This window comes from Leclercia adecarboxylata (genome assembly GCF_006171285.1).
In the GTDB taxonomy this organism is placed as follows: Bacteria; Pseudomonadota; Gammaproteobacteria; order Enterobacterales; family Enterobacteriaceae; genus Enterobacter; species Enterobacter barmai.
Map to the genome: position 1 here is coordinate 3,712,555 of NZ_CP040889.1, position 24,263 is coordinate 3,736,817.

A 24,263-nucleotide genomic window follows, 5' to 3' on the forward strand; every position below is an offset into this window, starting at 1 on the left:
GTGAGCAACCTGTCGCTCGATTTTTCAGATAATGCGTTTCAACCTCTGGCCGCCCGTATGCGGCCAGAAAATTTAGCGCAGTATATCGGCCAGCAGCATCTGCTGGCTGCGGGCAAGCCGTTGCCGCGCGCTATTGAAGCCGGGCATCTGCATTCGATGATCCTCTGGGGGCCGCCAGGCACAGGTAAAACCACGCTGGCCGAGGTCATTGCCCGTTATGCCGATGCGGACGTCGAGCGTATTTCCGCCGTCACCTCCGGGGTGAAAGAGATCCGCGAAGCCATCGAACGGGCGCGACAGAACCGCAATGCCGGGCGCCGCACCATTTTGTTTGTCGACGAGGTGCACCGCTTCAACAAGAGCCAGCAGGATGCCTTCCTGCCGCACATCGAAGATGGCACCATCACCTTTATCGGCGCAACCACTGAAAACCCCTCGTTTGAGCTGAATTCCGCGCTGCTGTCCCGCGCCCGCGTCTATCTGCTGAAGTCATTAACCACCGAAGACATCGAGCAGGTGCTGACCCAGGCAATGACCGATAAGGCCCGGGGCTACGGCGGCCAGGATATCGTCCTGCCGGACGAAACCCGTCTTGCCATTGCTGAGCTGGTAAACGGCGATGCACGCCGGGCGCTGAATACGCTCGAGATGATGGCAGATATGGCCGAAGCCGACGACAGCGGTAAGCGGGTTCTGCTGCCGGCGCTGCTGACCGAAATTGCCGGCGAACGCAGCGCGCGTTTTGATAACAAAGGCGATCGTTTTTACGACCTAATCTCGGCACTACACAAGTCGGTACGCGGCAGCGCCCCCGATGCCGCGCTCTACTGGTATGCGCGCATTATCACCGCCGGGGGCGATCCGCTGTACGTGGCCCGTCGCTGCCTGGCGATTGCCTCGGAAGATGTGGGTAACGCCGATCCCCGCGCCATGCAGGTGGCACTCTCCGCATGGGACTGCTTCACCCGCGTCGGGCCTGCCGAAGGCGAGCGTGCCATTGCGCAGGCGATTGTCTATCTGGCCTGTGCGCCGAAAAGTAATGCCGTCTATACCGCCTTCAAAGCGGCGATGTCCGATGCCCGCGAGCGTCCTGATTACGATGTCCCTGTACATCTGCGTAACGCCCCGACCAAACTGATGAAAGAGATGGGTTACGGTCAGGAGTATCGCTATGCCCACGACGAGCCCAACGCTTATGCCGCCGGGGAGGAGTACTTCCCGCAGGAAATGGCACAAACACGCTACTATCACCCCACAAACAGAGGCCTTGAGGGCAAGATTGGCGAAAAGCTCGCCTGGCTTACCGGACAGGATCAAAATAGCCCTATAAAACGCTATCGTTAGGGCTATCGTTGCGGTAATGTTGGCAATGTATCTGATGACCGCAGGCTGCGGTCATTTCCTCCTATTTTTTAATTCGATAAGCACAGGATAAGCATGCTCGATCCCAATCTGCTGCGTAACGAGCCAGACGCAGTCGCTGAAAAACTGGCACGCCGGGGCTTTAAACTGGATGTAGATAAGCTGCGCGCTCTTGAAGAGCGTCGTAAAGTTCTGCAGGTACAAACAGAAAACTTGCAGGCAGAGCGTAACTCTCGATCGAAATCCATCGGCCAGGCGAAAGCGCGCGGGGAAGACATCGAGCCATTACGCCTGGAAGTGAACAAGCTGGGTGAAGAACTGGATCAGGCAAAAGCTGAGCTGGACGTTCTTCAGGCCGAAATTCGTGATATCGCCCTGGCGATCCCGAACACCCCTGACGACAGCGTCCCTGTCGGTAAAGACGAAAACGACAACGTCGAAGTGAAACGCTGGGGCACGCCTCGCGAGTTCGACTTCGAGGTTCGCGATCACGTAACGCTGGGCGAAATGCACGCGGGCCTGGACTTTGCCGCCGCGGTTAAGCTGACCGGCTCCCGTTTCGTGGTGATGAAAGGTCAGATTGCCCATCTGCATCGTGCGCTGGCCCAGTTCATGCTGGATCTGCACACCGAGCAGCACGGCTACAGCGAAACCTACGTACCCTACCTGGTTAACCACGATACGCTGTACGGCACGGGCCAGCTGCCGAAATTTGCCGGCGATCTGTTCCATACCCGTCCACTGGACGAAGAAGCAGACAGCAGCAACTACGCGCTGATCCCAACGGCAGAAGTGCCGCTGACCAACCTCGTGCGTGACGAAATCATCGACGAAGATGACCTGCCGATCAAACTGACTGCACACTCTCCGTGCTTCCGTTCTGAAGCGGGCTCCTATGGTCGTGATACCCGCGGTCTGATCCGTATGCACCAGTTCGACAAAGTTGAGATGGTGCAGATCGTTCGCCCGGAAGAGTCCATGGCGGCGCTGGAAGAGATGACCGGTCACGCGGAAAAAGTGCTGGAGCTGCTGGGTCTGCCGTACCGTCGTGTGGCGCTGTGTACAGGTGATATGGGCTTTGGCGCCTGCAAAACCTTCGACCTCGAAGTCTGGGTTCCGGCGCAGAACACCTACCGTGAAATCTCCTCTTGCTCCAACGTAGGTGATTTCCAGGCTCGCCGCATGCAGGCTCGTTGCCGTACTAAATCCGACAAGAAAACCCGCCTGGTGCACACCCTGAACGGTTCTGGCCTGGCTGTAGGTCGTACCCTGGTGGCAGTGCTGGAAAACTACCAGCAGGCTGACGGTCGTATCGAAATCCCTGAAGTGCTACGTCCGTACATGAAAGGCCAGCAGTACATCGGCTAATGAGTTTTTATGTAAAAAAGCGCCTCAGGGCGCTTTTTTTATGTCCCGCTTTTGATGTCAGGCAATATCCCCTCCCTCTAAAGTAGTAATACTTGCCAAACAGTTGGTTAGCGAAAACGTCTGCTAACGCATGCTTTCCTTATATAAAAAACTATATAGCGACTTTGTCGCACCTTTGAACTTTGTGAGCAATCAAAGTGAGAGTCTATGAAAATGAAAACGCCTGAAGCGCTGCTGGCTGCCGAGGTGAGTCGACGTGGGTTGATGAAAACCACGGCGATTAGCGGCCTGGCTGTTGCCAGTAGCGCATTCACATTGCCTTTTTCACGTCTGGCATCGGCGGCTGAAGCCGCAACTGCAGTAAAATCCGATGAGAAAGTGGTCTGGAGCGCCTGTACGGTAAACTGCGGCAGTCGCTGTCCGCTGCGCATGCATGTCGTCGACGATGTGATTAAATACGTTGAAACCGACAATACCGGGGATGATAACTACGAGGGGTTACATCAGGTTCGCGCCTGCCTACGTGGCCGCTCGATGCGCCGTCGCGTCTATAACCCGGATCGACTGAAACAGCCGATGAAGCGAGTGGGTAAACGCGGCGAAGGCAAATTCGAACCCATTAGCTGGGAAGAGGCCTTTGACACTATTGCCGGGACGATGCAGCGTCTGATTAAGGATTACGGTAACGAATCCATCTATCTGAACTACGGCACCGGCACCCTGGGTGGAACCATGACCCGCTCCTGGCCGCCGGGTAAAACCCTCATTGCCCGCCTGATGAACTGCTGCGGGGGCTATCTCAATCATTACGGTGACTACTCCACCGCGCAGATTGCCGCTGGCCTGAATTACACCTATGGCGGCTGGGCCGATGGCAACAGCCCGTCGGACATTGAGAACAGCCAGCTGGTTGTGCTGTTCGGCAATAACCCTGGCGAAACACGTATGAGCGGCGGGGGAGTAACTTATTACATTGAACAGGCGCGGCAAAAATCGAACGCCCGGATGATCGTCATTGACCCACGTTATACCGATACCGGGGCAGGGCGCGAAGATGAGTGGATCCCGATCCGCCCGGGAACCGATGCGGCGCTGATCTCCGCCCTGGCGTGGGTGATGATTAATGAGAACCTCGTCGATCAGCCTTTCCTCGACAAATATTGCGTCGGCTACGATGAAAAAACGCTGCCGGAAGGGGCGCCGGCAAACGGCCACTACAAAGCCTACATTCTCGGCCAGGGTAATGACGGTATTGCCAAAACCCCTGCCTGGGCCGCGGCTATCACCGGCATTCCCGAGGCGCGCATCGTCAAACTGGCGCGTGAAATCGCTGGGGCGAAGCCCGCATTTATCTCTCAGGGCTGGGGCCCGCAGCGCCATGCCAACGGCGAACTTGTCTCCCGCGCCATCGCCATGCTGGCAATTTTAACCGGCAACGTGGGGATCCACGGCGGCAACAGCGGGGCGCGTGAAGGCTCGTATTCGCTGCCGTTTGTGCGTATGCCGACTCTGGAAAACCCGGTTCAGACCAGTATATCGATGTTTATGTGGACCGATGCCATTGAGTGCGGCCCGGAGATGACCGCCACCCGCGACGGGGTACGCGGTAAAGATAAACTCGATGTGCCGATCAAGATGGTCTGGAACTATGCCGGTAACTGCCTGATCAACCAGCATTCGCAGATCAACCGCACCCACGAGATCCTGCAGGATGATAAGAAGTGCGAGCTGATTGTGGTGGTGGATTGCCATATGACCTCTTCGGCGATGTATGCCGATATTCTGCTGCCGGACTGCACCGCATCTGAACAGATGGACTTCGCCCTGGACGCCTCCTGCGGCAACATGTCGTACGTGATTTTTGCCGACCAGGCGATCAAACCGCGCTTCGGCTGCAAAACCATCTATGAGATGACGACCGAGCTGGCGAAACGCATGGGCGTTGAGCAGCAGTTCACCGAAGGGCGTACCCAGGAAGGGTGGATGCGCCACCTGTATGAGCAGTCCCGCGAAGCTATTCCGGAGCTGCCGTCATTTGATGAATTCCGCCAGCAGGGCATGTTCAAAAAGCGTGACCCGGAAGGGCATCACGTGGCCTATAAAGCCTTCCGCGCCGATCCTGCCGCCAATCCGCTGACCACGCCGTCAGGCAAGATTGAGATCTACTCCGCCCAGCTGGCGCAGATCGCCGCAACGTGGGAGCTGGAGAAAGACGACGTGATCGATCCGCTGCCGGTTTACAGCCCTGGCTTTGAAAACTACGACGATCCGCAGAGCAAAGCGTTCCCGCTACAGCTGACCGGATTCCACTATAAGGCGCGTACCCACTCCACCTACGGCAACGTTGACGTCCTGAAGGCGTCCTGTCGTCAGGAGATGTGGATCAATCCGCTGGATGCAAAATCGCGCGGGATCGCCAACGGCGACCGGGTGCGGATCTTTAACGGGCGCGGCGAAGTGCATATCGAAGCCAAAGTGACGCCCCGTATCCTGCCGGGTGTGGTCGCGTTAGGTGAGGGCGCCTGGTACAACCCGGACGCCAACCGCGTCGATCAGGCTGGCTGTATTAATGTGCTCACCACACAACGCCCGTCGCCGCTGGCGAAAGGTAATCCGTCTCACAGTAACCTCGTTCAGGTTGAAAAGGCGTAAGGAGTAGCCGATGACCACTCAGTATGGATTTTTTATTGATTCCAGCCGCTGCACCGGGTGTAAAACCTGCGAGCTGGCCTGCAAAGATTATAAGGACCTGACGCCGGATGTCAGCTTCCGCCGTATCTACGAATACGCGGGCGGCGACTGGCAGGAGGACAACGGCGTCTGGCACCAGAACGTCTTTGCCTACTATCTGTCCATTGCCTGTAACCACTGCGAAGATCCCGCCTGCACCAAAGTGTGTCCGAGCGGCGCGATGCACAAGCGCGACGACGGCTTTGTGGTGGTGAATGAAGATGTCTGCATCGGCTGTCGCTACTGCCATATGGCCTGCCCGTACGGTGCGCCGCAGTACAACGCCGCCAAAGGGCATATGACCAAGTGCGACGGTTGCTACGATCGCGTAGCCGAAGGCCATAAGCCGATTTGCGTTGAATCCTGCCCGCTGCGCGCGCTGGATTTCGGTCCGATTGCCGAATTGCGCCAGAAATACGGCAAGCTGGCTGCCGTCGCACCGCTGCCGTCGGCGCACTTTACGAAGCCGAGTATCGTCATTAAACCCAATGCCAACAGCCGACCAACGGGTGACACCACCGGCTACCTGGCCAATCCAAAGGAGGTGTGAGATGGGAAGCGGATGGCATGAATGGCCGTTGATGATTTTTACCGTCTTCGGACAGTGCGTGGCGGGCGGGTTTATCGTCCTTGCGCTGGCGCTTTTAAAAGGCAATCTGAATGCGGGACAACAGCAGCGACTGGTGCTGAGCATGTTTGGCCTGTGGGTGCTCATGGGGATCGGTTTTATCGCCTCTACGCTGCACCTCGGTTCACCGATGCGCGCGTTCAACTCCCTGAACCGCGTGGGAGCCTCTTCCCTCAGCAATGAGATCGCCAGCGGGGCGCTCTTCTTTGCTGTCGGTGGTCTGGGCTGGCTGCTGGCTGCGCTGAAAAAGCTGCCTGCCGGTCTGCGTAGCCTGTGGCTGATTGTCACTATGGTGCTGGGCGTGGTGTTCGTCTGGATGATGGTTCGGGTCTATAACACTATCGATACCGTGCCGACCTGGTACAGCGTCTGGACGCCGATGAGTTTCTTCCTGACGATGTTTATCGGCGGGCCGCTGCTGGGCTTCCTGTTGCTGCGCGTTGCGGGTGTAGACGGTTGGGCGATGCGTTTACTGCCCGCCGTGTCGCTGCTGGCGCTGGTGGTGAGCGCGGTTGTTGCTTTGATGCAGGGCGCAGAGCTGGCAACAATTAGCAGCTCCATTCAGCAGGCTTCTGCCCTCGTGCCGGATTACGGTTCGCTGATGGCCTGGCGCGTGGTGCTCCTGGCGGCGGCGCTGGTCTGTTGGGTAGTGCCGCAGCTCAAAGGCTATCAGCCTGCGATCCCGCTGTTGTCTCTGGCATTTGTGCTGGTGCTGGCGGGTGAACTGATTGGCCGCGGGGTGTTCTATGGCCTGCATATGACGGTTGGAATGGCTGTCGCCAGTTAATTTTGATTTTCGTTATATAAAGCCGGGACTTAGTGCCCGGCTTTTTTATTTTCAATCATGAAATTTTTCAACTGTCGTTTGGTTTCAATTTTAGTCAGACATAAATAAAAACAAATACATAATTAATATTGATAGCAGGCATTGCATTAGCAGGATGAGTTTTTTCAATCGACAAGGAACATATCGTGCGTGCGGCCTAAACAGGTGGATTGACTTTGTTTTTGCCAGTGGCATGATGCGCACGAAATCTGAACTTCCTCACGGTTTTTAATCCATGTCGACCTATACCCGGCCAGTGCTCCTGTTGCTCTGTGGCCTGCTTTTGCTGACCCTGGCGATCGCGGTGTTAAATACGCTCGTCCCGCTGTGGCTCGCCCATGAAAACTTACCGACCTGGCAGGTGGGTATGGTCAGCTCGTCCTTTTTTACCGGCAACCTGCTGGGAACATTGCTGACAGGAAGCCTGATCAAACGCTTCGGTTTTAACCGCAGCTACTATCTGGCATCGCTTATTTTTGCCGTCGGATGTGCCGGGCTGGGGCTAATGGTTGGCTTCTGGAGCTGGATGGTCTGGCGCTTTATCGCCGGCGTCGGCTGCGCCATGATCTGGGTGGTGGTGGAAAGCGCCCTGATGTGCAGCGGCACCTCCCGCAACCGCGGTCGCCTGCTGGCGGCCTATATGATGGTCTATTACGTGGGTACCGTGCTTGGCCAGCTGATGGTCAGCAAACTCCCGACCGACCTGATGAGCGTACTGCCGTGGGTAACGGGCATGGTGCTGGCGGCGATCCTGCCGCTGCTCTTTACGCGCATTGTGAACCAGAGCAGCGAGCATCAGGAAGCGACTCACGTCTGGCCAATGCTGAGATTGCGTCAGGCGCGTCTGGGCGTTAACGGATGCATCATCTCCGGGATTGTGCTGGGCTCACTGTATGGCCTGATGCCGCTCTACCTGAATCATCAGGGGGTGAGTGATTCCGGGATTGGTTTCTGGATGGCGGTGATGGTCAGCGCGGGGATTGTCGGCCAGTGGCCGGTGGGGCGTCTTGCCGATCGCTTCGGGCGTCTGCTGGTGCTGCGCGTCCAGGTCTTCGTGGTGATCATGGGTTGCCTTGCCATGCTCAGCAACGCCGCGATGGCACCGGCTCTGTTTATTCTCGGCGCTGCTGGCTTCACGCTCTATCCGGTTGCAATGGCCTGGGCCTGTGAGAAAGTCGAGCACCATCAGCTGGTGGCCATGAACCAGGCGCTGCTGCTGAGCTATACCATCGGCAGCCTGCTGGGACCAACCTTTACCGCCATGCTGATGCAGAACTATTCCGACAATCTGCTGTTTATCATGATCGCCAGCGTGTCGTTTATTTACCTCTTAATGTTGCTGCGCAAAGCGGGAGAACATCCTACCCCGGTGGCACATGCCTGAATAAATAAAAGCCTGTCGATGACAGGCTTTTTTGTCTTTGTCACATCTAAGAGTTTTACGCATTGTTTGTTTATCGCGCCAGGCGATAATTCAGATGCGTTCTACCACAAAAAGGCAGCGATCATGTCTACTCGTCGTTTTACCACTACCGCGCTGGCCGTAGTGTTATCTTTATCATTTGCAACTGCACCTGTTATGGCTAATCCAGGCAATGGAAATGGCCATGGCAATGGCGGTGGGCAAGGTAATAGCGGCAATCATGGTAACGGGAATTCAGGTAAAGGGAATTCCGATAACCATGGTAATAAGCAGAATAACGGCAACCAAAATCCGGGCAAATCAAATAAAAGCGTCAGTGATGATGTGAATGCCCGCGTTAGTTACGATCATGCTCGTCATCTGGCGCTGAACTATGGCTTAACAGGCTATGATTCGCTTCCGCCGGGGATTGCGAAAAACCTGGCACGCGGTAAACCACTGCCTCCGGGTATTGCGAAAAAAACTGTTCCGGCCTCGATGCTCGGTCAATTGCCTTCTTACCCTGGCTATGAATGGCGGGTAGTGGGGAAAGATCTGGTATTAATTGCGCTGAGTACTGCGATTGTGACAACCATTATTAATGGTGTCTTCGACTAATAAATAAAACGCCCGGTGAAAACCGGGCGTTTTGTTAATACATGACCTTGTGACCGTACTGCTCCAGAATACCTTTTACGCGCTCCATGGTCTCTTTTTTCGGTGGCTTCACGCCATCCAGTTTGTACTCTTCGCCCATTGCCACCCATTTATGTTTGCCCAGCTCGTGATACGGCAGCAATTCAATTTTCTCGACGTTACCCATATCACGCGTGAACTCACCCAGGCGGTGGGCAGAGTCGTCATCATCTGACCAGCCCGGCACCACCACATAACGGATCCAGGTTTTGATGCCTTTGGCGGCAATGTATTTCGCGAACTCTAACGTGCGGTGGTTGGAAACACCCACCAGGTTCTGGTGGATCTCGTCATTCATCTGCTTGAGATCGAGCATCACCAGGTCGGTGACTTCCAGCAGTTCGTCGATCACCGGATCGTAGCGGCGAACAAAGCCGTTGGTATCCAGGCAGGTATGAATGCTCTCTTTATGACAGGCACGGAACCAGTCGCGCACAAACTCGGCCTGCAGGATTGCTTCCCCGCCGGATGCGGTCACGCCGCCGCCGGAGGCGTTCATGAAGTGGCGATAGGTCACCACCTCTTTCATTAATTCTTCAACGGTGACTTCTTTGCCGCCGTGGGTATCCCATGTATCACGGTTATGGCAATACATGCAGCGCATCAGGCAGCCCTGGAAGAAGGTAATAAAGCGGATGCCCGGGCCATCGACGGTGCCACAGGACTCAAAGGAGTGAATGCGACCAATAGTTGACATTGCGGTGATATCTCCAGGTTCGGCCCGTCCAGGGCCTGTTTATGTGCACAGCTCAGGCGGCTGTGTCGAGTCTGTTTTGGCTGTTATCCATTCATTATAGATAGCGGGCAAAAGAGACTGCGGAGCGGGAGGTGTTAAAAAGGCCCCACTTGCGTGGAGCCTTTATTGTACGCCTTTTACCGCGCGATTTCAGTCAAATCCACTTACATGGACTGAGTGAAAGTACGGGTAATAACGTCTTTCTGCTGCTCTTTAGTCAGTGAGTTGAAACGCACTGCGTAGCCAGATACACGGATGGTCAGCTGAGGATATTTCTCAGGGTGTTCCATCGCGTCGAGCAGCATTTCACGGTTCATGACGTTCACGTTCAGGTGCTGACCACCTTCGATGGACGCTTCGTGATGGAAGTAACCGTCCATCAGACCCGCGAGGTTAGTTTTACGCACTTCGTCGTCTTTACCCAGCGCATTTGGCACGATAGAGAAGGTGTAAGAGATACCATCTTTAGCGTAAGCAAACGGCAGTTTTGCAACGGAGGTCAGAGAGGCAACAGCACCTTTCTGGTCACGGCCGTGCATTGGGTTAGCACCTGGTCCGAATGGCGCGCCAGCACGACGTCCGTCTGGGGTGTTACCGGTTTTCTTACCATACACAACGTTAGAGGTGATGGTCAGAACAGACTGAGTCGGGATAGCGTTACGGTAGGTATTCAGTTTCTGAATTTTCTTCATGAAACGTTCTACCAGGTCAACCGCCATGTCATCAACGCGAGCGTCGTTGTTACCAAACTGCGGATATTCGCCTTCGATTTCGAAGTCAATAGCCAGACCGTCTTCGTCACGAATCGGTTTAACTTTCGCATATTTGATAGCGGACAGTGAGTCAGCTGCCACGGACAGACCTGCGATACCACATGCCATGGTGCGAACCACGTCACGGTCGTGCAGCGCCATCAGAGAAGCTTCGTAGCTGTATTTGTCGTGCATGTAGTGGATGACGTTCAGCGCGGTGACGTACTGTTTAGCCAGCCAGTCCATGAAGTGATCCATACGATCCATGACTTCGTCATAGTTCAGCACGTCGCCTTTGATTGGCTCAGACTTAGGACCCACCTGCAATTTCAGTTTTTCATCAACGCCGCCGTTGATTGCGTACAGCATGGTTTTCGCCAGGTTTGCACGCGCACCGAAGAACTGCATTTGTTTACCAACGATCATTGGGCTTACGCAGCAAGCGATAGCGTAGTCATCGTTGTTAAAGTCAGGACGCATCAGGTCATCGTTCTCGTACTGCAGAGAAGAGGTGTCGATGGACACTTTAGCGGCATATTTTTTGAAGTTCAGTGGCAGTTTTTCAGACCACAGAACGGTGATGTTCGGCTCCGGAGACGGCCCCATGGTGTACAGGGTGTTCAGGAAACGGAAGCTGTTTTTGGTTACCAGGGTACGGCCATCAACGCCCATACCGGCGATGGATTCAGTTGCCCAGATTGGGTCACCAGAGAACAGTTCATCGTACTCAGGGGTACGCAGGAAGCGAACCATACGCAGTTTCATGACCAGGTGGTCAATCATTTCCTGAGCGTCTTGTTCAGTGATTTTGCCTGCTTTCAGGTCACGTTCGATGTATGCATCCAGGAAGGTGGATACGCGACCGAAGGACATTGCTGCGCCGTTCTGAGACTTAACAGCGGCCAGGTAGCCGAAGTAGGTCCACTGGATAGCTTCCTGAGCGTTGGTCGCAGGACCAGAGATATCGCAACCGTATTTCGCTGCCATCTCTTTGATCTGACCCAGCGCACGGTGCTGTTCAGCGATCTCTTCACGCAGACGGATAGTGGCTTCCAGGTTTACACCATTTTCCAGATCGGACTGCAGAGACAGGAACTGGGAGTATTTGTCTTTCAGCAGGAAGTCGATACCGTACAGCGCAACGCGACGGTAGTCACCGATGATACGGCCACGGCCATACGCATCTGGCAGACCGGTCAGAACGCCAGATTTACGGCAGTTCAGAATGTCTTTGGTATAAACATCGAATACACCCTGGTTATGGGTTTTGCGGTATTCGGTGAAGATTTTTTTCAGCATTGGGTCCAGCTCGCGATCGTACGCTTTGCATGAACCTTCAACCATTTTGATACCACCGAACGGAATAATCGCACGTTTCAGTGGCGCTTCAGTCTGCAGACCCACGATCTTCTCGAGGGACTTGTTGATATAGCCCGCGTCGTGTGAAGTGATGGTGGACGCGATGGAGGTGTCGAAATCAACAGGCGCGTGAGTGCGGTTTTCCTGCTTAACGCCTTCCATAACGCTGTCCCACAGGGCAGTGGTCGCGTCGGTAGCACCGGCCAGGAAGGATTCGTCACCTTCATATGGGGTGTAGTTCTTCTGGATGAAGTCACGAACGTTGACTTCATTCTGCCAATCACCTTTGGCAAAACCTTCCCATGCTGTGGCTAACTTTTCATTAAGTTCGGACATGTAACACCTACCTTCTTAAGTGGATTTTTTATTTACTGCCTGAGAAAACCATTAATGATGGTTATCGCCACGCAGGTAAATGACCCAGTATGTCAACCCAACCAGCAGACCACCGCCGATAATGTTCCCGATTGTGACTGGGATCAGGTTATCAGTAATGAAGTTCATAACGGTCAGGTGAGAGAAATTTTCCGGGCTTGAACCGATGGCGGTCCAGAACTCCGGGCTGGCAAAGTCACGGATTACGATACCGAAAGGGATCATAAACATGTTTGCAATGCTGTGCTCAAAGCCGCTGGCGACGAACATCGCGACAGGCAGAACCATGATCATGGCTTTATCCATCAGGCTGCGCCCGGAGTAGCTCATCCAGACCGCCAGGCAGACCATCAGGTTTGCGAGGATGCCAAGGGCAACGGCTTCAATAAATGTATGGTGGACTTTGTGGTCGGCGGTTTGCAGGACGTTTAGCCCCCACGCGCCGTTGGCGGTCATATATTCACCCGACAACCACATCAACAGAACAAAGAGCAGACAGCCAACCAGGTTACCAACGTACACGTTGAGCCAGTTTTTGGCCAGTTGACCCCAGGTGATCCTGCCGCTGGCTTTCGCCACGACGATAAGTACCGTCGAGGTAAAGAGATCGGCGCCGCAAATCACGCACAGAATCAGACCCAGTGAAAAACAGATGCCGCCAATCAGCTTAGAAATACCGAAAGGCATCGCGGCTGTACCGGTGGTCGCAGTAATATAGAAAACAAAGGCGATGGAGATGAACACCCCAGCGGTAATCGCCAGGAAGAACGTCGTCAGCGGTTGTTTCGTTGCTTTATAGACACCCGCTTCTTCGGCAACTTTCGCCATAGCAGCTGGGAGTAATAGATCAAAAGGGTTGTCAGCTTTCACACTAACTCTCTCTTTATTAAGTCGGCGACGAGATACTAACAAAGCATTATAGAAGAGAAATTGATGTAGATCATATCTCGCCTGGCTTATAGGCCCGCAAAGTGCGTGGTTTTACAGCAAATGCGGAGTAAGTGCTTGATTATCCAAATAAAAATAAATTTTAAAAGTTACAAAATGATTTGATTTTTTTCTCCTGACCCTGTTGATGACAGTTAATTAGAATGGAGTATTTCATATTAAAAGTAACAATAACCGTCAGGCCGCTATTATTATAGCTACCAATATTTAACTTAATTATTACAATTAAAAATTTATTACCGCACATAAAAAACGGGGCAATAAAATTGCCCCGTAATATAACGTAGGTGATTGTATTCGCCTACTGTTTGTAATGGTATGTAACCTTATTTAGCCCAGTATGCGCTTTTGGCCTTTTGCAATTTCTCATAGGCTTTCAGTAACGACTGGTGGGCAGGGAAGGCTTTCAGATCGCTGTCCACGGCCTGCAGGCCATAGAATGGCGCTTCACCGCTCAGGGCTGCGCTGGCGTTCTCTACCGCCTCGGCACCGTACATGCGGGTAAAGGCGTTCAGGTACTGCAGCGGCTGACGATCTTCTTCCTGCGCCAGCAACAGCAGGGTCTGCAGGCAACGGTAGTAGTTCGCACGCTCTGCGCTGAACACCGAGGCGTTGAACTCGATGGTCCACTCGGTCCAGATCAGCGCCTGTTCCAGGTCGCCGCCCGCCAGCGCCAGCATCGCTTTCAGTTCGCCGATACGCAGGGTGTACCAGCCATTGTCTTTGCCCGTCGCCAGACCCAGCAGCTCACGCACGCGGGTAAAGTCGTCGTGACCTTCGTCGTCCAGTTGGGTAATGAGGTTCAGATAGTCCTCTTTCTCCCATGCGCTCTCCGGCAACGCCAGCAGAGTTTCGCGCAGGTGCGCACCCATGCTGTTGTTCGCCAGCCACAGATCTTCCACCGGATAGATGTCGGACATGCCCGGCACCAGAATACGGCAGGCGTAAACGCCCAGGTGCTCGTAATCGGCGATATACACTTCCTGATTTTCAGCAGTGAAGATGGCCATCAGCGTGGCGAACTCTTCTTCTGTGCTGCCTGAGAAGCTCCAGTCAACAAACGGATAATCCGCGTCCTGCTTAAACATATCCCAGGAGATAGAGCCGCTGGAGTCGATAAAGTGCGTTTCCAGGTTGGCATGTTCCGCCACTTCTTCATCATCGAACGTCGGCGGTGTAAATACGTCGAGATCTTTCAGGCTGCGGCCCTGCAGAAGTTCGGTAACGGTACGCTCCAGCGCCACGCCGAAGTCCGGGTGAGCACCGAAGGAGGCGAAGCAGGTGCCGTTCGCCGGGTTGAACAGTACCACGCAGATGACCGGGTACTTACCGCCCAGGGAGCCGTCGTAAGCGAAGATCGGGAAGCCTTCTGCTTCCAGTTTGGCGATGGACTCCACTACCCCCGGGTAGCGGGCCAGCACGTCAGCCGGGATCTCCGGCAGGCTGATAGATTCGGCGATAATGCGGTTTTTAATGTGGCGCTCAAAGACCTCTGACAGACCCTGAACACGCGCTTCGTTGCGGGTGTTACCGGCTGACATGCCGTTGGAGACATACAGGTTGCCAACGATGTTCATCGGAATATAGACGGTTTGCTCGTCAGACTGACGGGTAAACGGCAGGGCGCAGATCCCGCGATCTTCATTACCTGACTGCAGATCGACCAGCATGCTGGCGGTCAATTGATTATCCAGATCGTAGAACGCACGCAGACGATCGTCGAGGATCCCCTCCGGCAGTTCATCGTCTTCGGTCAGCGGGAACCATTTCTCATTTGGGTAGTGAACAAACGGGCCATTAGCCACGGTTTCGCCCAGCCAGAAATCGGCAAAGAAGTAGTTAGTAGACAGACGTTCAAAATACTCACCCAGCGCAGAGGCCAGCGCCGCTTTTTTGGTCGCGCCTTTACCGTTGGTAAAGCACAACGCACACTCTTTATCGCGAATATGCACAGACCAGACGTGGGGAACCGGATTAAGCCAGGAGGCCTCTTCGATGTTAAAGCCCAGGTCGGTCAGTTTTTGCTGGAAGCGAGCAATGGAGTCTTCCAGAGCGGCGTCTTTGCCGGGGATAAACGTTTGAGTCATGGGGATCACTTATATCGTACGGAAAGCGCGCAATGATACGGGTTTTACATGACTGGCGCTATCCTCCCGGCGGTTTCGGCGAAAATAAAAGGCTGAGCTATGCTTACCTTCAGTAACCTACTGTAAAGGAATATAAAAATGAAAGCATTCGATCTTCACCGAATGGCCTTTGATAAAGTTCCACTCGAGTTTTTAGGCGAGGTCGCGCTGCGAAGTCTCTATACCTTTGTCCTGGTTTTCCTGTTCCTCAAGCTTACCGGGCGACGCGGCGTGCGTCAGATGTCGCTCTTCGAAGTGTTAATTATCCTGACGCTGGGGTCGGCAGCAGGGGACGTGGCATTTTATGACGATGTGCCGATGATTCCCGTCTTTGTCGTTTTCGTCACTCTGGCGTTGCTCTACCGGCTGGTGATGTGGTTGATGTCGAAAAGTGAAAAGCTGGAAGATCTGCTGGAGGGAAAACCGGTAGCCATTGTCGAAGAAGGCCAGCTGGCCTGGGAAAAAGTAAAGCGCGCCAACATGACCGAGTTTGAGTTCTTTATGGAACTACGGGTGAGCAGCGTTGAGCAGCTTGGACAGGTTAAGCTGGCCATCATGGAGACTAACGGGCAGATAAGCGTTTACTTTTACGACGATGACGAGGTCAAGCCTGGGCTGTGCATATTGCCGGATGAATTTGTGGAACGTTTTATGACGATACCGGAAGTCGGCGAGTATGCCTGCCGCCGTTGTGGCCATGTTCAGACTCTCCAGGCCGGGGCGCATCAATTATGCCCACGCTGCACGAATCCGGAATGGACGAAGGTTAGCCGGGCCAGACGCATCACCTGACAGCCATTTTGTCGGTTTTGTGACAGCCCGCTGGCAGAATGTATTGTGTGACGGCGGGCACATTTTCCTGGTCATAAGTTTTAGACATTGCGGCGCGTGTCACTGAATGATAAAACCGATATCCACAGTTATAACTTATGGCTTTTAGCGTGGTGAGGGGAAATGGCTCAGGTCTTTAATTTTAGTTCAGGTCCGGCAATGTTACCGGCGGATGTGCTCAAACAGGCTCAACAGGAGCTGTGTGACTGGAACGGTCTTGGCACGTCGGTGATGGAAGTCAGCCACCGTGGTAAAGAGTTTATTCAGGTGGCGGAAGAGGCAGAAGCAGATTTTCGTTTCCTGCTGAATATCCCCTCAAACTACAAAGTATTATTCTGCCACGGCGGGGGGCGCGGTCAGTTTGCGGGCATCCCGCTGAACCTGCTGGGTGACAAAACCACAGCAGACTACGTAGATGCCGGTTACTGGGCGGCGAGCGCGGTAAAAGAAGCGCACAAATACTGCACCCCGAACGTCATTGATGCCAAAGTCACCGTTGACGGTTTGCGCGCGGTGAAACCGATGAGCGAATGGCAACTTTCTCGTGATGCGGCCTATCTGCATTACTGCCCGAATGAAACTATCGACGGTATTGCCATCCACGAAGAGCCTGCCTTTGGCGATGACGTGGTCGTGACCGCCGACTTCTCCTCTACTATTCTCTCTTCCCCGCTGGATGTCAGCCGTTACGGCGTGATCTACGCAGGCGCACAGAAAAACATCGGCCCGGCCGGTCTGACGCTGGTGATCGTGCGTGAAGATTTGCTGGGTAAAGCCCACAAATCCTGCCCGTCAATTCTGGATTACAGCGTGCTGAACGATAACGACTCCATGTTCAACACCCCGCCGACCTTCGCCTGGTACCTTTCTGGCCTGGTTTTCAAGTGGCTGAGAAACAACGGCGGCGTGGCGCAGATGGATAAGATCAACCAGCAGAAAGCTGAGCTGCTCTACAGCGTCATCGACGGCAGCGACTTCTACCGCAACGACGTGGCTAAAGCGAACCGTTCCCGCATGAACGTGCCGTTCCAGCTCGCCGACAGCAATCTTGATAAGCTGTTCCTTGAAGAGTCCTTCGCTGCCGGTCTGCATGCGCTGAAAGGCCACCGCGTGGTTGGCGGAATGCGTGCGTCTATCTATAACGCCATGCCGCTCGAAGGCGTTAAGGCCCTGATCGACTTCATGACCGACTTCGAACGTCGTCACGGTTAATCGCGCCAGTGTTCACCCCCGCGGCCTGGCTGCGGGGTTTTTATTATGTTGAATTGAGAATTAAATTTCATGGAATCCCTGACGTTACAACCTATTGCCCGGGTAGATGGCACCATCAATCTGCCTGGTTCAAAAAGTGTCTCGAACCGCGCCTTGCTGCTGGCAGCGCTGGCAAACGGCACCACTGTTCTCACTAACCTGCTGGACAGCGATGACGTTCGCCATATGCTCAATGCGCTGAAAGCGTTGGGAGTCCACTATACCCTGTCCGCCGATCGCACCCGTTGCGAAGTCACCGGCAACGCCGGTGCGCTGCACTCCGCCGACGCGCTGGAACTTTTCCTCGGCAATGCCGGCACGGCAATGCGCCCGCTGGCTGCGGCCCTGTGTCTGGGCAGCAATGACATCGTGCTGACCGGCGAACCGCGTATGAAAGAGCGTCCGATTGGCCATCTGGTGGATGCGCTGCGTCAGGGCGGCGCGCAGATCGATTATCTGGAGCAGGAAAACTATCCGCCGCTGCGTCTGCGCGGTGGCTTTACCGGCGGCGAAGTGGCGGTGGACGGCAGCGTATCCAGCCAGTTCCTGACCGCACTGCTGATGACCGCGCCGCTGGCGCCGCAGGACACCACCATCGCCATTAAAGGTGAGCTGGTTTCTAAACCCTATATCGATATCACGCTGCATCTGATGAAGACCTTCGGCGTTGAAGTCGAAAACCAGAACTACCAGCGTTTCGTGGTGCGCGGGGCGCAGCAGTACCAGACGCCGGGCAATTACCTGGTGGAAGGCGATGCTTCATCGGCCTCCTACTTCCTGGCGGCAGGCGCCATTAAAGGCGGTACCGTTAAAGTGACCGGTATTGGCCGCAACAGCGTGCAGGGTGATATTCGCTTTGCCGATGTGCTGGAGAAGATGGGCGCGGTGGTCACCTGGGGCGATGACTACATCTCCTGCACCCGCGGTGAACTGAACGCCATTGATATGGACATGAACCATATCCCCGATGCGGCGATGACCATTGCCACCGCGGCGCTGTTTGCCAAAGGCACCACCACGCTGCGCAACATTTATAACTGGCGTGTGAAAGAGACCGATCGCCTGTTTGCCATGGCGACCGAGCTGCGTAAAGTGGGTGCCGAAGTGGAAGAGGGCGAAGACTACATTCGCGTGACCCCTCCGGCGAAACTGCAGGTTGCGGAGATTGGCACCTATAACGATCACCGCATGGCGATGTGCTTCTCGCTGGTGGCGCTGTCGGATACGCCGGTCACCATTCTGGATCCGAAATGCACCGCGAAAACCTTCCCGGACTATTTCGAGCAGCTGGCGCGCATCAGCACCCTGGCCTGATAAACCCATGCCGCACCGCCCGGTGCGGCATTTCCTTACGCTTCCTGACGTTGCCATCGCCCATTTCTTCTACACTCAGCTTCAATCATTCCGTAATTTGCACGCAAAGGTAACAGTTGTGCACATTGGCGCGTATAATGCGCGGCGTTCACACAACGGTATGCCTAATTTAAGGAGAAAAAGATGACGGCAATTGCCCCGGTTATCACCATTGACGGGCCAAGTGGCGCAGGTAAAGGCACGCTGTGCAAAGCGATGGCGGAAGCACTGCAATGGCATCTTTTAGATTCGGGCGCAATCTATCGTGTGCTGGCGCTGGCTGCGTTGCACCATCATGTTGATGTCGCTTCTGAAGAGGCTCTGGTGCCGCTGGCCGCCCATCTGGATGTGCGTTTTGTCTCCACCAACGGCAATCTGGAAGTGATTCTTGAAGGGGAAGACGTGAGCGGAGAGATCCGCACTCAGGAAGTGGCGAACGCCGCCTCTCAGGTCGCTGCTTTCCCACGCGTTCGCGAGGCGCTTTTACGCCGCCAGCGCGCTTTCCGCGATGCCCCTGGCCTGATCGCTGACGGACGCGACATGGGAACCGTGGTTTTCCCTGACGCGCCGGTGAAAATTTTCCTTGACGCTTCCTCGGAAGAGCGTGCGCAGCGCCGCATGCTACAGTTGCAGGAAAAGGGCTTTAGTGTTAACTTTGAACGTCTTTTGTCTGAGATAAAAGAGCGCGACGATCGCGACCGTAATCGCGCCGTTGCACCGCTTGTTCCCGCAGATGATGCATTAGTTCTGGATTCTACCAGTTTAACTATTGAGCAAGTGATTGAAAAAGCGCTACAATATGCGCGCCAAAAACTGGCAATCGCGTAATCGCGACCGATTTAGCAGTACCCCCGCTGCAATGGATTGACGGCGGGTATGTGAAACAACCCCATCCGGCACGGAGCCAGGTGGACGTTAATATTAACCTGAAGATTAAACATGACTGAATCTTTTGCTCAACTGTTTGAAGAATCCTTAAAAGAAATCGAAACCCGTCCGGGTTCCATCGTTCGTGGTGTTGTTGTTGCTATCGACAAAGATATCGTACTGGTTGACGCCGGTCTGAAATCTGAGTCTGCCATTCCGGCAGAGCAGTTCAAAAACGCCCAGGGCGAGCTGGAAATCCAGGTTGGTGACGAAGTTGACGTTGCTCTGGATGCAGTAGAAGACGGCTTCGGTGAAACCCTGCTGTCCCGTGAGAAAGCTAAACGTCACGAAGCTTGGATCACGCTGGAAAAAGCTTACGAAGAAGCTGAAACTGTAGTCGGTGTTATCAACGGCAAAGTCAAAGGCGGCTTCACTGTTGAGCTGAATGGTATTCGTGCGTTCCTGCCAGGTTCACTGGTAGACGTTCGTCCAGTTCGTGACACCCTGCACCTGGAAGGCAAAGAGCTTGAGTTCAAAGTAATCAAGCTGGACCAGAAGCGTAACAACGTTGTTGTTTCCCGTCGTGCCGTTATCGAATCCGAAAACAGCGCAGAACGCGATCAGCTGCTGGAAAACCTGCAGGAAGGCATGGAAGTCAAAGGTATCGTTAAGAACCTCACTGACTACGGCGCATTCGTTGACCTGGGCGGCGTTGATGGCCTGCTGCACATCACCGACATGGCGTGGAAACGCGTTAAGCACCCAAGCGAAATCGTGAACGTGGGCGACGAAATCACTGTTAAAGTGCTGAAGTTCGACCGCGAACGTACTCGTGTATCCCTCGGCCTGAAACAGCTGGGCGAAGATCCATGGGTTGCTATCGCTAAACGTTACCCAGAAGGTACTAAACTGACTGGTCGCGTTACCAACCTGACCGACTACGGCTGCTTCGTCGAAATCGAAGAAGGCGTTGAAGGCCTGGTTCACGTTTCCGAAATGGACTGGACCAACAAAAACATCCACCCATCCAAAGTTGTTAACGTTGGTGATGTAGTGGAAGTTATGGTTCTGGATATCGACGAAGAACGTCGTCGTATCTCCCTGGGCCTGAAGCAGTGCAAAAACAACCCATGGCAGCAGTTCGCGGAAACCCACAACAAGGGCGACCGTGTTGAAGGTAAAATCAAGTCTATCACTGACTTCGGTATCTTCATCGGCCTGGACGGCGGCATCGACGGCCTGGTTCACCTGTCTGACATCTCCTGGAATGTTGCAGGCGAAGAAGCAGTACGTGAATACAAAAAAGGCGACGAAATCGCAGCAGTTGTTCTGCAGGTTGACGCAGAGCGTGAGCGTATCTCCCTGGGCGTTAAACAGCTCGCAGAAGATCCGTTCAACAACTGGGTTGCACTGAACAAGAAAGGCGCAATCGTAAACGGTAAAGTGACTGCAGTTGACGCTAAAGGCGCAACCGTAGAACTGGCTGACGGCGTTGAAGGTTACCTGCGCGCTTCTGAAGCTTCACGTGACCGCGTTGAAGATGCAACTCTGGTTCTGAGCGTAGGCGACGACGTTGAAGCTAAATTCACCGGCGTTGATCGTAAGAACCGTGCAATCAGCCTGTCTGTTCGTGCTAAAGACGAAGCTGATGAGAAAGATGCAATCGCAACTGTTAACAAACAGGAAGATGCAAACTTCTCCAACAACGCAATGGCTGAAGCTTTCAAAGCAGCTAAAGGCGAATAAGTTACTCGTAGAGTGACTTGACAGATTGCAGGATTCGTCCTGTAATCAATAACAAAGGGCGGCTACGGCCGCCCTTGTTTAAGCTGTTTAGCTAATTGGTTTGAAGGAACCGGAGGAATCATGACCAAGTCAGAATTGATTGAAAGACTTGCCAGCCAGCAATCGCATATTCCTGCGAAAGCAGTGGAAGACGCTGTAAAAGAGATGCTGGAGCATATGGCTACCACTCTTGCACAGGGTGAGCGCATTGAAATCCGCGGTTTCGGTAGTTTTTCTCTGCACTATCGTGCTCCACGTACCGGGCGTAACCCGAAGACTGGCGACAAAGTAGAGCTGGAAGGTAAATACGTTCCGCACTTCAAGCCGGGTAAAGAACTGCGCGATCGCGCCAATATTTACGGCAACTGAGTTGAGCCTGCGGGCGAAACTGAGTGACCATCAGAAAAGCACCTGCGGGTGCTTTTTTCGTTTCTCAACTCCGGATCCGGAACCCGCGCCGCAAATCTTGCAGCTCTTTGCTGCAAACCGTTGATTTACGCCAGCCTGCCTCGCAATCGCGCAATTTCACACCTGACATATCCACTCTGTGACCGCACACTGCCCTGACACAGGGAGGTGTAAATGCGTTTAACTGCATTAGCGACATGTCTGATCTTGGCTATCCTGCCACTGCTCTGGCTGCCCACGCTGCCTGCACTACCGGTTATTCAGACTATAGCGATTGCCGGACTCCTGCTCGCGTTAATTCGCCATGACATTACCCGCTACAGTGGCTTCTGGCTGCTGTTTTTTGCCTGGGGGGCGCTTGCCGCACAAAGTACGGTCTGGCCGATGCAGAATCTGACCCGAGGTCCGCAGAAAGCCGGAGTAGAGATCGTCGCGGTTGAGAGCGATACGGCGTATCGGGCCCGCATTATCCAGCTTAATGGTAAAGCAGTGGTGCCTGCGGTGGGCGTCACGTTGTATGGCAATACGCTGCCGCAGCCGGGCTGCGCCGGGCAGCGTTGGTCGATGACCTTGTCGTTACGCGCCGTACACGGGCAACTCAACGATGGCGGGTTCGATTCTCAACGCTATGCCCTGGCGCAGCATCAACCCCTGACCGGGCGTTTTACCCACGCTGAAGTGAAAGATGCCCGCTGTAGCTTACGCGCCCGCTATCTCGCCTCGCTGACAACCACGCTCTCAGCGTATAGCTGGGGGCCGGTTCTTATGGGGCTGGGCATGGGGGAGCGGCTGGCAGTCTCGGCAGACGTCAAAGACCTGATGCGGGAAACCGGTACCGCGCATCTGATGGCGATTTCGGGTTTGCACATTGCGCTGGCAGCGTCGGTTATCTGGCTTCTGGTGCGGGGTATGCAATTTTTTATCCCGGTACGCTGGATGAGCTGGCGAGCCCCGTTGGTGGCAGGGTTCTGCTTTGCCGCCTTTTACGCCTGGCTTACCGGAATGCAGCCACCCGCGTTGCGCACCGTCGTCTCACTGGGAGCCTGCCTGGCACTGCAGTTGAGCGGCCGCCTCTGGTCTCCCTGGCAGATCTGGCGAGTCTGCATCGCCGCCATTTTGCTGGCCGATCCGCTGGCCGTACTGTCGCACAGCCTGTTGCTGTCTGCCTTTGCGGTAGCGGTGCTGATTTTCTGGTATCAGTGGGTGCCTGCGCCACGCTTGTCCGCCCCATGGGCAGTCCGGGCCGGGGTTAACCTGCTGCACCTGCAGCTCGGCATGCTTTTACTGTTGCTGCCGGTGCAGATCGTCGTGTTTCATGGTTTTAGCCTTTCGTCCCTGGTCGCGAATCTGGTGGCGGTGCCGCTGGTGACTTTTATCTCGGTGCCGCTGATTTTGCTGGGGATGGGACTGCATCTTCTGCCCTGGCCGCCTGCAGAAAATATGGTCTGGATGCTTGCGGATGGTTCACTGTCGCTGCTGTTTGGATTTTTAACCACGCTGCCGGACGGCTGGATCACGGTCGATAAACGCTGGCTGTGGCTGACCCTGCTGCCGTGGGGGGCAATCATTGCCTGGCGGATGCGCGGTGCACGAACGTATCCAGTCGTGTGTATATCAGTACTGGTGCTGGCGACCAGTCCGCTTTGGCGAGAAAACAAAGCTGAGGGCTGGGCCGTGCATATGCTGGATGTCGGGCAGGGGCTGGCAATGGCAATCGAGCGTCAGGGGAGGGTGATTCTCTATGACACCGGTCCTGCATGGCCGGGTGGAGACAGCGCGCAACAGCTGATTATTCCCTGGCTACGGTGGCACCATTTACGCCCGGAGGGGGTGATTGTCAGCCATGATCACCTCGACCACATCGGTGGTCTGGTATCACTACGCAAGGCGTGGCCGGAAATGTGGATAAGAAGCCCGCTGGGCTGGGCCGGGCATGACCCCTGCATGCGCGGTGAGCGCTGGCAGTGGCGGGGCCTGACCTTCAGCGCACACTGGCCCCTCGCCACCACCCCGCAGCGCGGCAATAACGGTTCCTGCGTGGTTAAGGTTGAGGACGGCACGCATAGCCTGTTGTTAACAGGGGATATTGAGGCGCAGGGAGAAAAAGCGATGCTCAGTCGTCACTGGCAATATCTTGCGTCTACACTTATCCAGGTGCCGCACCATGGCAGCAATACCTCTTCGTCGCTTCCTCTGGTGCAGCGGGTTGGTGGGCATATCGCCCTGGTGTCTGCATCCCGCTATAACGCGTGGCGACTGCCTTCAGTAAAAGTGGCTCGCCGTTACAGAAAGGAGGGGTATATGTGGTTAACAACCCCCCGTTCAGGACAACTTACCGTCTCGTTTTCGCAACATGGCTGGCAAATCCATAGCTTACGGGATCAAATTTTGCCCCGTTGGTATCATCAGTGGTTTGGCGCGCCCGGAGATAACGGGTAGAATATGCGGCTATTTCAACAA

At 54.7% G+C, this 24,263-nt stretch carries 18 protein-coding genes; 14 read left to right on the plus strand and 4 right to left on the minus strand.

Annotated features, from left to right (window positions below):
* The 7 genes from rarA to FHN83_RS19485 all read left to right on the plus strand — a co-directional run bounded on the left by rarA (position 1) and on the right by FHN83_RS19485 (position 8,934).
* A complete protein-coding gene (gene rarA / locus FHN83_RS19455; RefSeq protein ID WP_039029499.1) occupies positions 1–1,344 on the plus strand; it encodes a replication-associated recombination protein RarA in 1,344 nt (447 codons plus the stop codon).
* Positions 1,345–1,437: 93 nt separating this feature from the next.
* On the plus strand, positions 1,438–2,730 hold the full coding sequence (gene serS / locus FHN83_RS19460) for a serine--tRNA ligase (RefSeq protein ID WP_138369445.1): 1,293 nt from the start codon (positions 1,438–1,440) through the stop codon (positions 2,728–2,730).
* Positions 2,731–2,937: 207 nt separating this feature from the next.
* The gene (gene dmsA, locus FHN83_RS19465) at positions 2,938–5,382 is read left to right on the plus strand and encodes a dimethylsulfoxide reductase subunit A (RefSeq protein WP_139564680.1); all 2,445 of its coding nucleotides are present in this window, start codon (positions 2,938–2,940) and stop codon (positions 5,380–5,382) included.
* Between the two features lie 10 nt (positions 5,383–5,392).
* Positions 5,393–6,010: a DMSO/selenate family reductase complex B subunit gene (locus tag FHN83_RS19470; RefSeq protein ID WP_139564681.1), complete on the plus strand. Its 618-nt coding sequence runs from the start codon at positions 5,393–5,395 to the stop codon at positions 6,008–6,010.
* A gap of 1 nt (position 6,011) precedes the next feature.
* Positions 6,012–6,875, plus strand: a complete 864-nt coding sequence (locus FHN83_RS19475) for a dimethyl sulfoxide reductase anchor subunit family protein (RefSeq protein ID WP_138369443.1) — start codon at positions 6,012–6,014, stop codon at positions 6,873–6,875.
* A 274-nt stretch (positions 6,876–7,149) separates the two neighbouring features.
* A complete protein-coding gene (locus FHN83_RS19480) occupies positions 7,150–8,298 on the plus strand; it encodes an MFS transporter (protein WP_039029494.1) in 1,149 nt (382 codons plus the stop codon).
* A gap of 123 nt (positions 8,299–8,421) precedes the next feature.
* Positions 8,422–8,934 carry an anti-virulence regulator CigR family protein gene (locus tag FHN83_RS19485; protein WP_039029493.1) on the plus strand — a complete coding sequence of 171 codons (513 nt, stop codon included), beginning with the start codon at positions 8,422–8,424 and terminating at the stop codon, positions 8,932–8,934.
* 34 nt (positions 8,935–8,968) lie between these two features.
* Here the strand turns inward: FHN83_RS19485 and pflA are convergent, their stop codons facing one another.
* From pflA to ycaO, 4 genes are all read right to left on the minus strand, one after another.
* Complete coding sequence (pflA, locus tag FHN83_RS19490) at positions 8,969–9,709, minus strand: pyruvate formate lyase 1-activating protein (protein ID WP_039029492.1); 741 nt, start codon at positions 9,707–9,709, stop codon at positions 8,969–8,971.
* Between the two features lie 203 nt (positions 9,710–9,912).
* Positions 9,913–12,195, minus strand: a complete 2,283-nt coding sequence (gene pflB, locus FHN83_RS19495) for a formate C-acetyltransferase (protein WP_039029491.1) — start codon at positions 12,193–12,195, stop codon at positions 9,913–9,915.
* 51 nt (positions 12,196–12,246) lie between these two features.
* Positions 12,247–13,104: a formate transporter FocA gene (gene focA, locus FHN83_RS19500; protein WP_139564682.1), complete on the minus strand. Its 858-nt coding sequence runs from the start codon at positions 13,102–13,104 to the stop codon at positions 12,247–12,249.
* Positions 13,105–13,508: 404 nt separating this feature from the next.
* Positions 13,509–15,269: a 30S ribosomal protein S12 methylthiotransferase accessory factor YcaO gene (ycaO, locus tag FHN83_RS19505; RefSeq protein ID WP_039029489.1), complete on the minus strand. Its 1,761-nt coding sequence runs from the start codon at positions 15,267–15,269 to the stop codon at positions 13,509–13,511.
* Positions 15,270–15,407: 138 nt separating this feature from the next.
* On the opposite strand from ycaO, the gene FHN83_RS19510 reads away from it, so the two are divergent.
* The 7 genes from FHN83_RS19510 (at position 15,408) to FHN83_RS19540 (ending at position 24,242) form a co-directional block, all read left to right on the plus strand.
* On the plus strand, positions 15,408–16,100 hold the full coding sequence (locus FHN83_RS19510) for a DUF421 domain-containing protein (RefSeq protein ID WP_139564683.1): 693 nt from the start codon (positions 15,408–15,410) through the stop codon (positions 16,098–16,100).
* Positions 16,101–16,262: 162 nt separating this feature from the next.
* Positions 16,263–17,351, plus strand: coding sequence for a 3-phosphoserine/phosphohydroxythreonine transaminase (serC, locus tag FHN83_RS19515; protein WP_139564684.1), 1,089 nt, complete (start codon positions 16,263–16,265; stop codon positions 17,349–17,351).
* A 69-nt stretch (positions 17,352–17,420) separates the two neighbouring features.
* The gene (gene aroA, locus FHN83_RS19520) at positions 17,421–18,704 is read left to right on the plus strand and encodes a 3-phosphoshikimate 1-carboxyvinyltransferase (protein WP_139564685.1); all 1,284 of its coding nucleotides are present in this window, start codon (positions 17,421–17,423) and stop codon (positions 18,702–18,704) included.
* Between the two features lie 183 nt (positions 18,705–18,887).
* A complete protein-coding gene (cmk, locus tag FHN83_RS19525; RefSeq protein ID WP_039029485.1) occupies positions 18,888–19,571 on the plus strand; it encodes a (d)CMP kinase in 684 nt (227 codons plus the stop codon).
* Positions 19,572–19,682: 111 nt separating this feature from the next.
* Positions 19,683–21,356 carry a 30S ribosomal protein S1 gene (gene rpsA, locus FHN83_RS19530; RefSeq protein ID WP_032617357.1) on the plus strand — a complete coding sequence of 558 codons (1,674 nt, stop codon included), beginning with the start codon at positions 19,683–19,685 and terminating at the stop codon, positions 21,354–21,356.
* Between the two features lie 120 nt (positions 21,357–21,476).
* Complete coding sequence (ihfB, locus tag FHN83_RS19535; RefSeq protein ID WP_039029484.1) at positions 21,477–21,764, plus strand: integration host factor subunit beta; 288 nt, start codon at positions 21,477–21,479, stop codon at positions 21,762–21,764.
* Positions 21,765–21,977: 213 nt separating this feature from the next.
* A complete protein-coding gene (locus FHN83_RS19540; protein ID WP_139564686.1) occupies positions 21,978–24,242 on the plus strand; it encodes a ComEC family protein in 2,265 nt (754 codons plus the stop codon).
* The last annotated feature ends 21 nt before the right edge of the window (positions 24,243–24,263 follow it).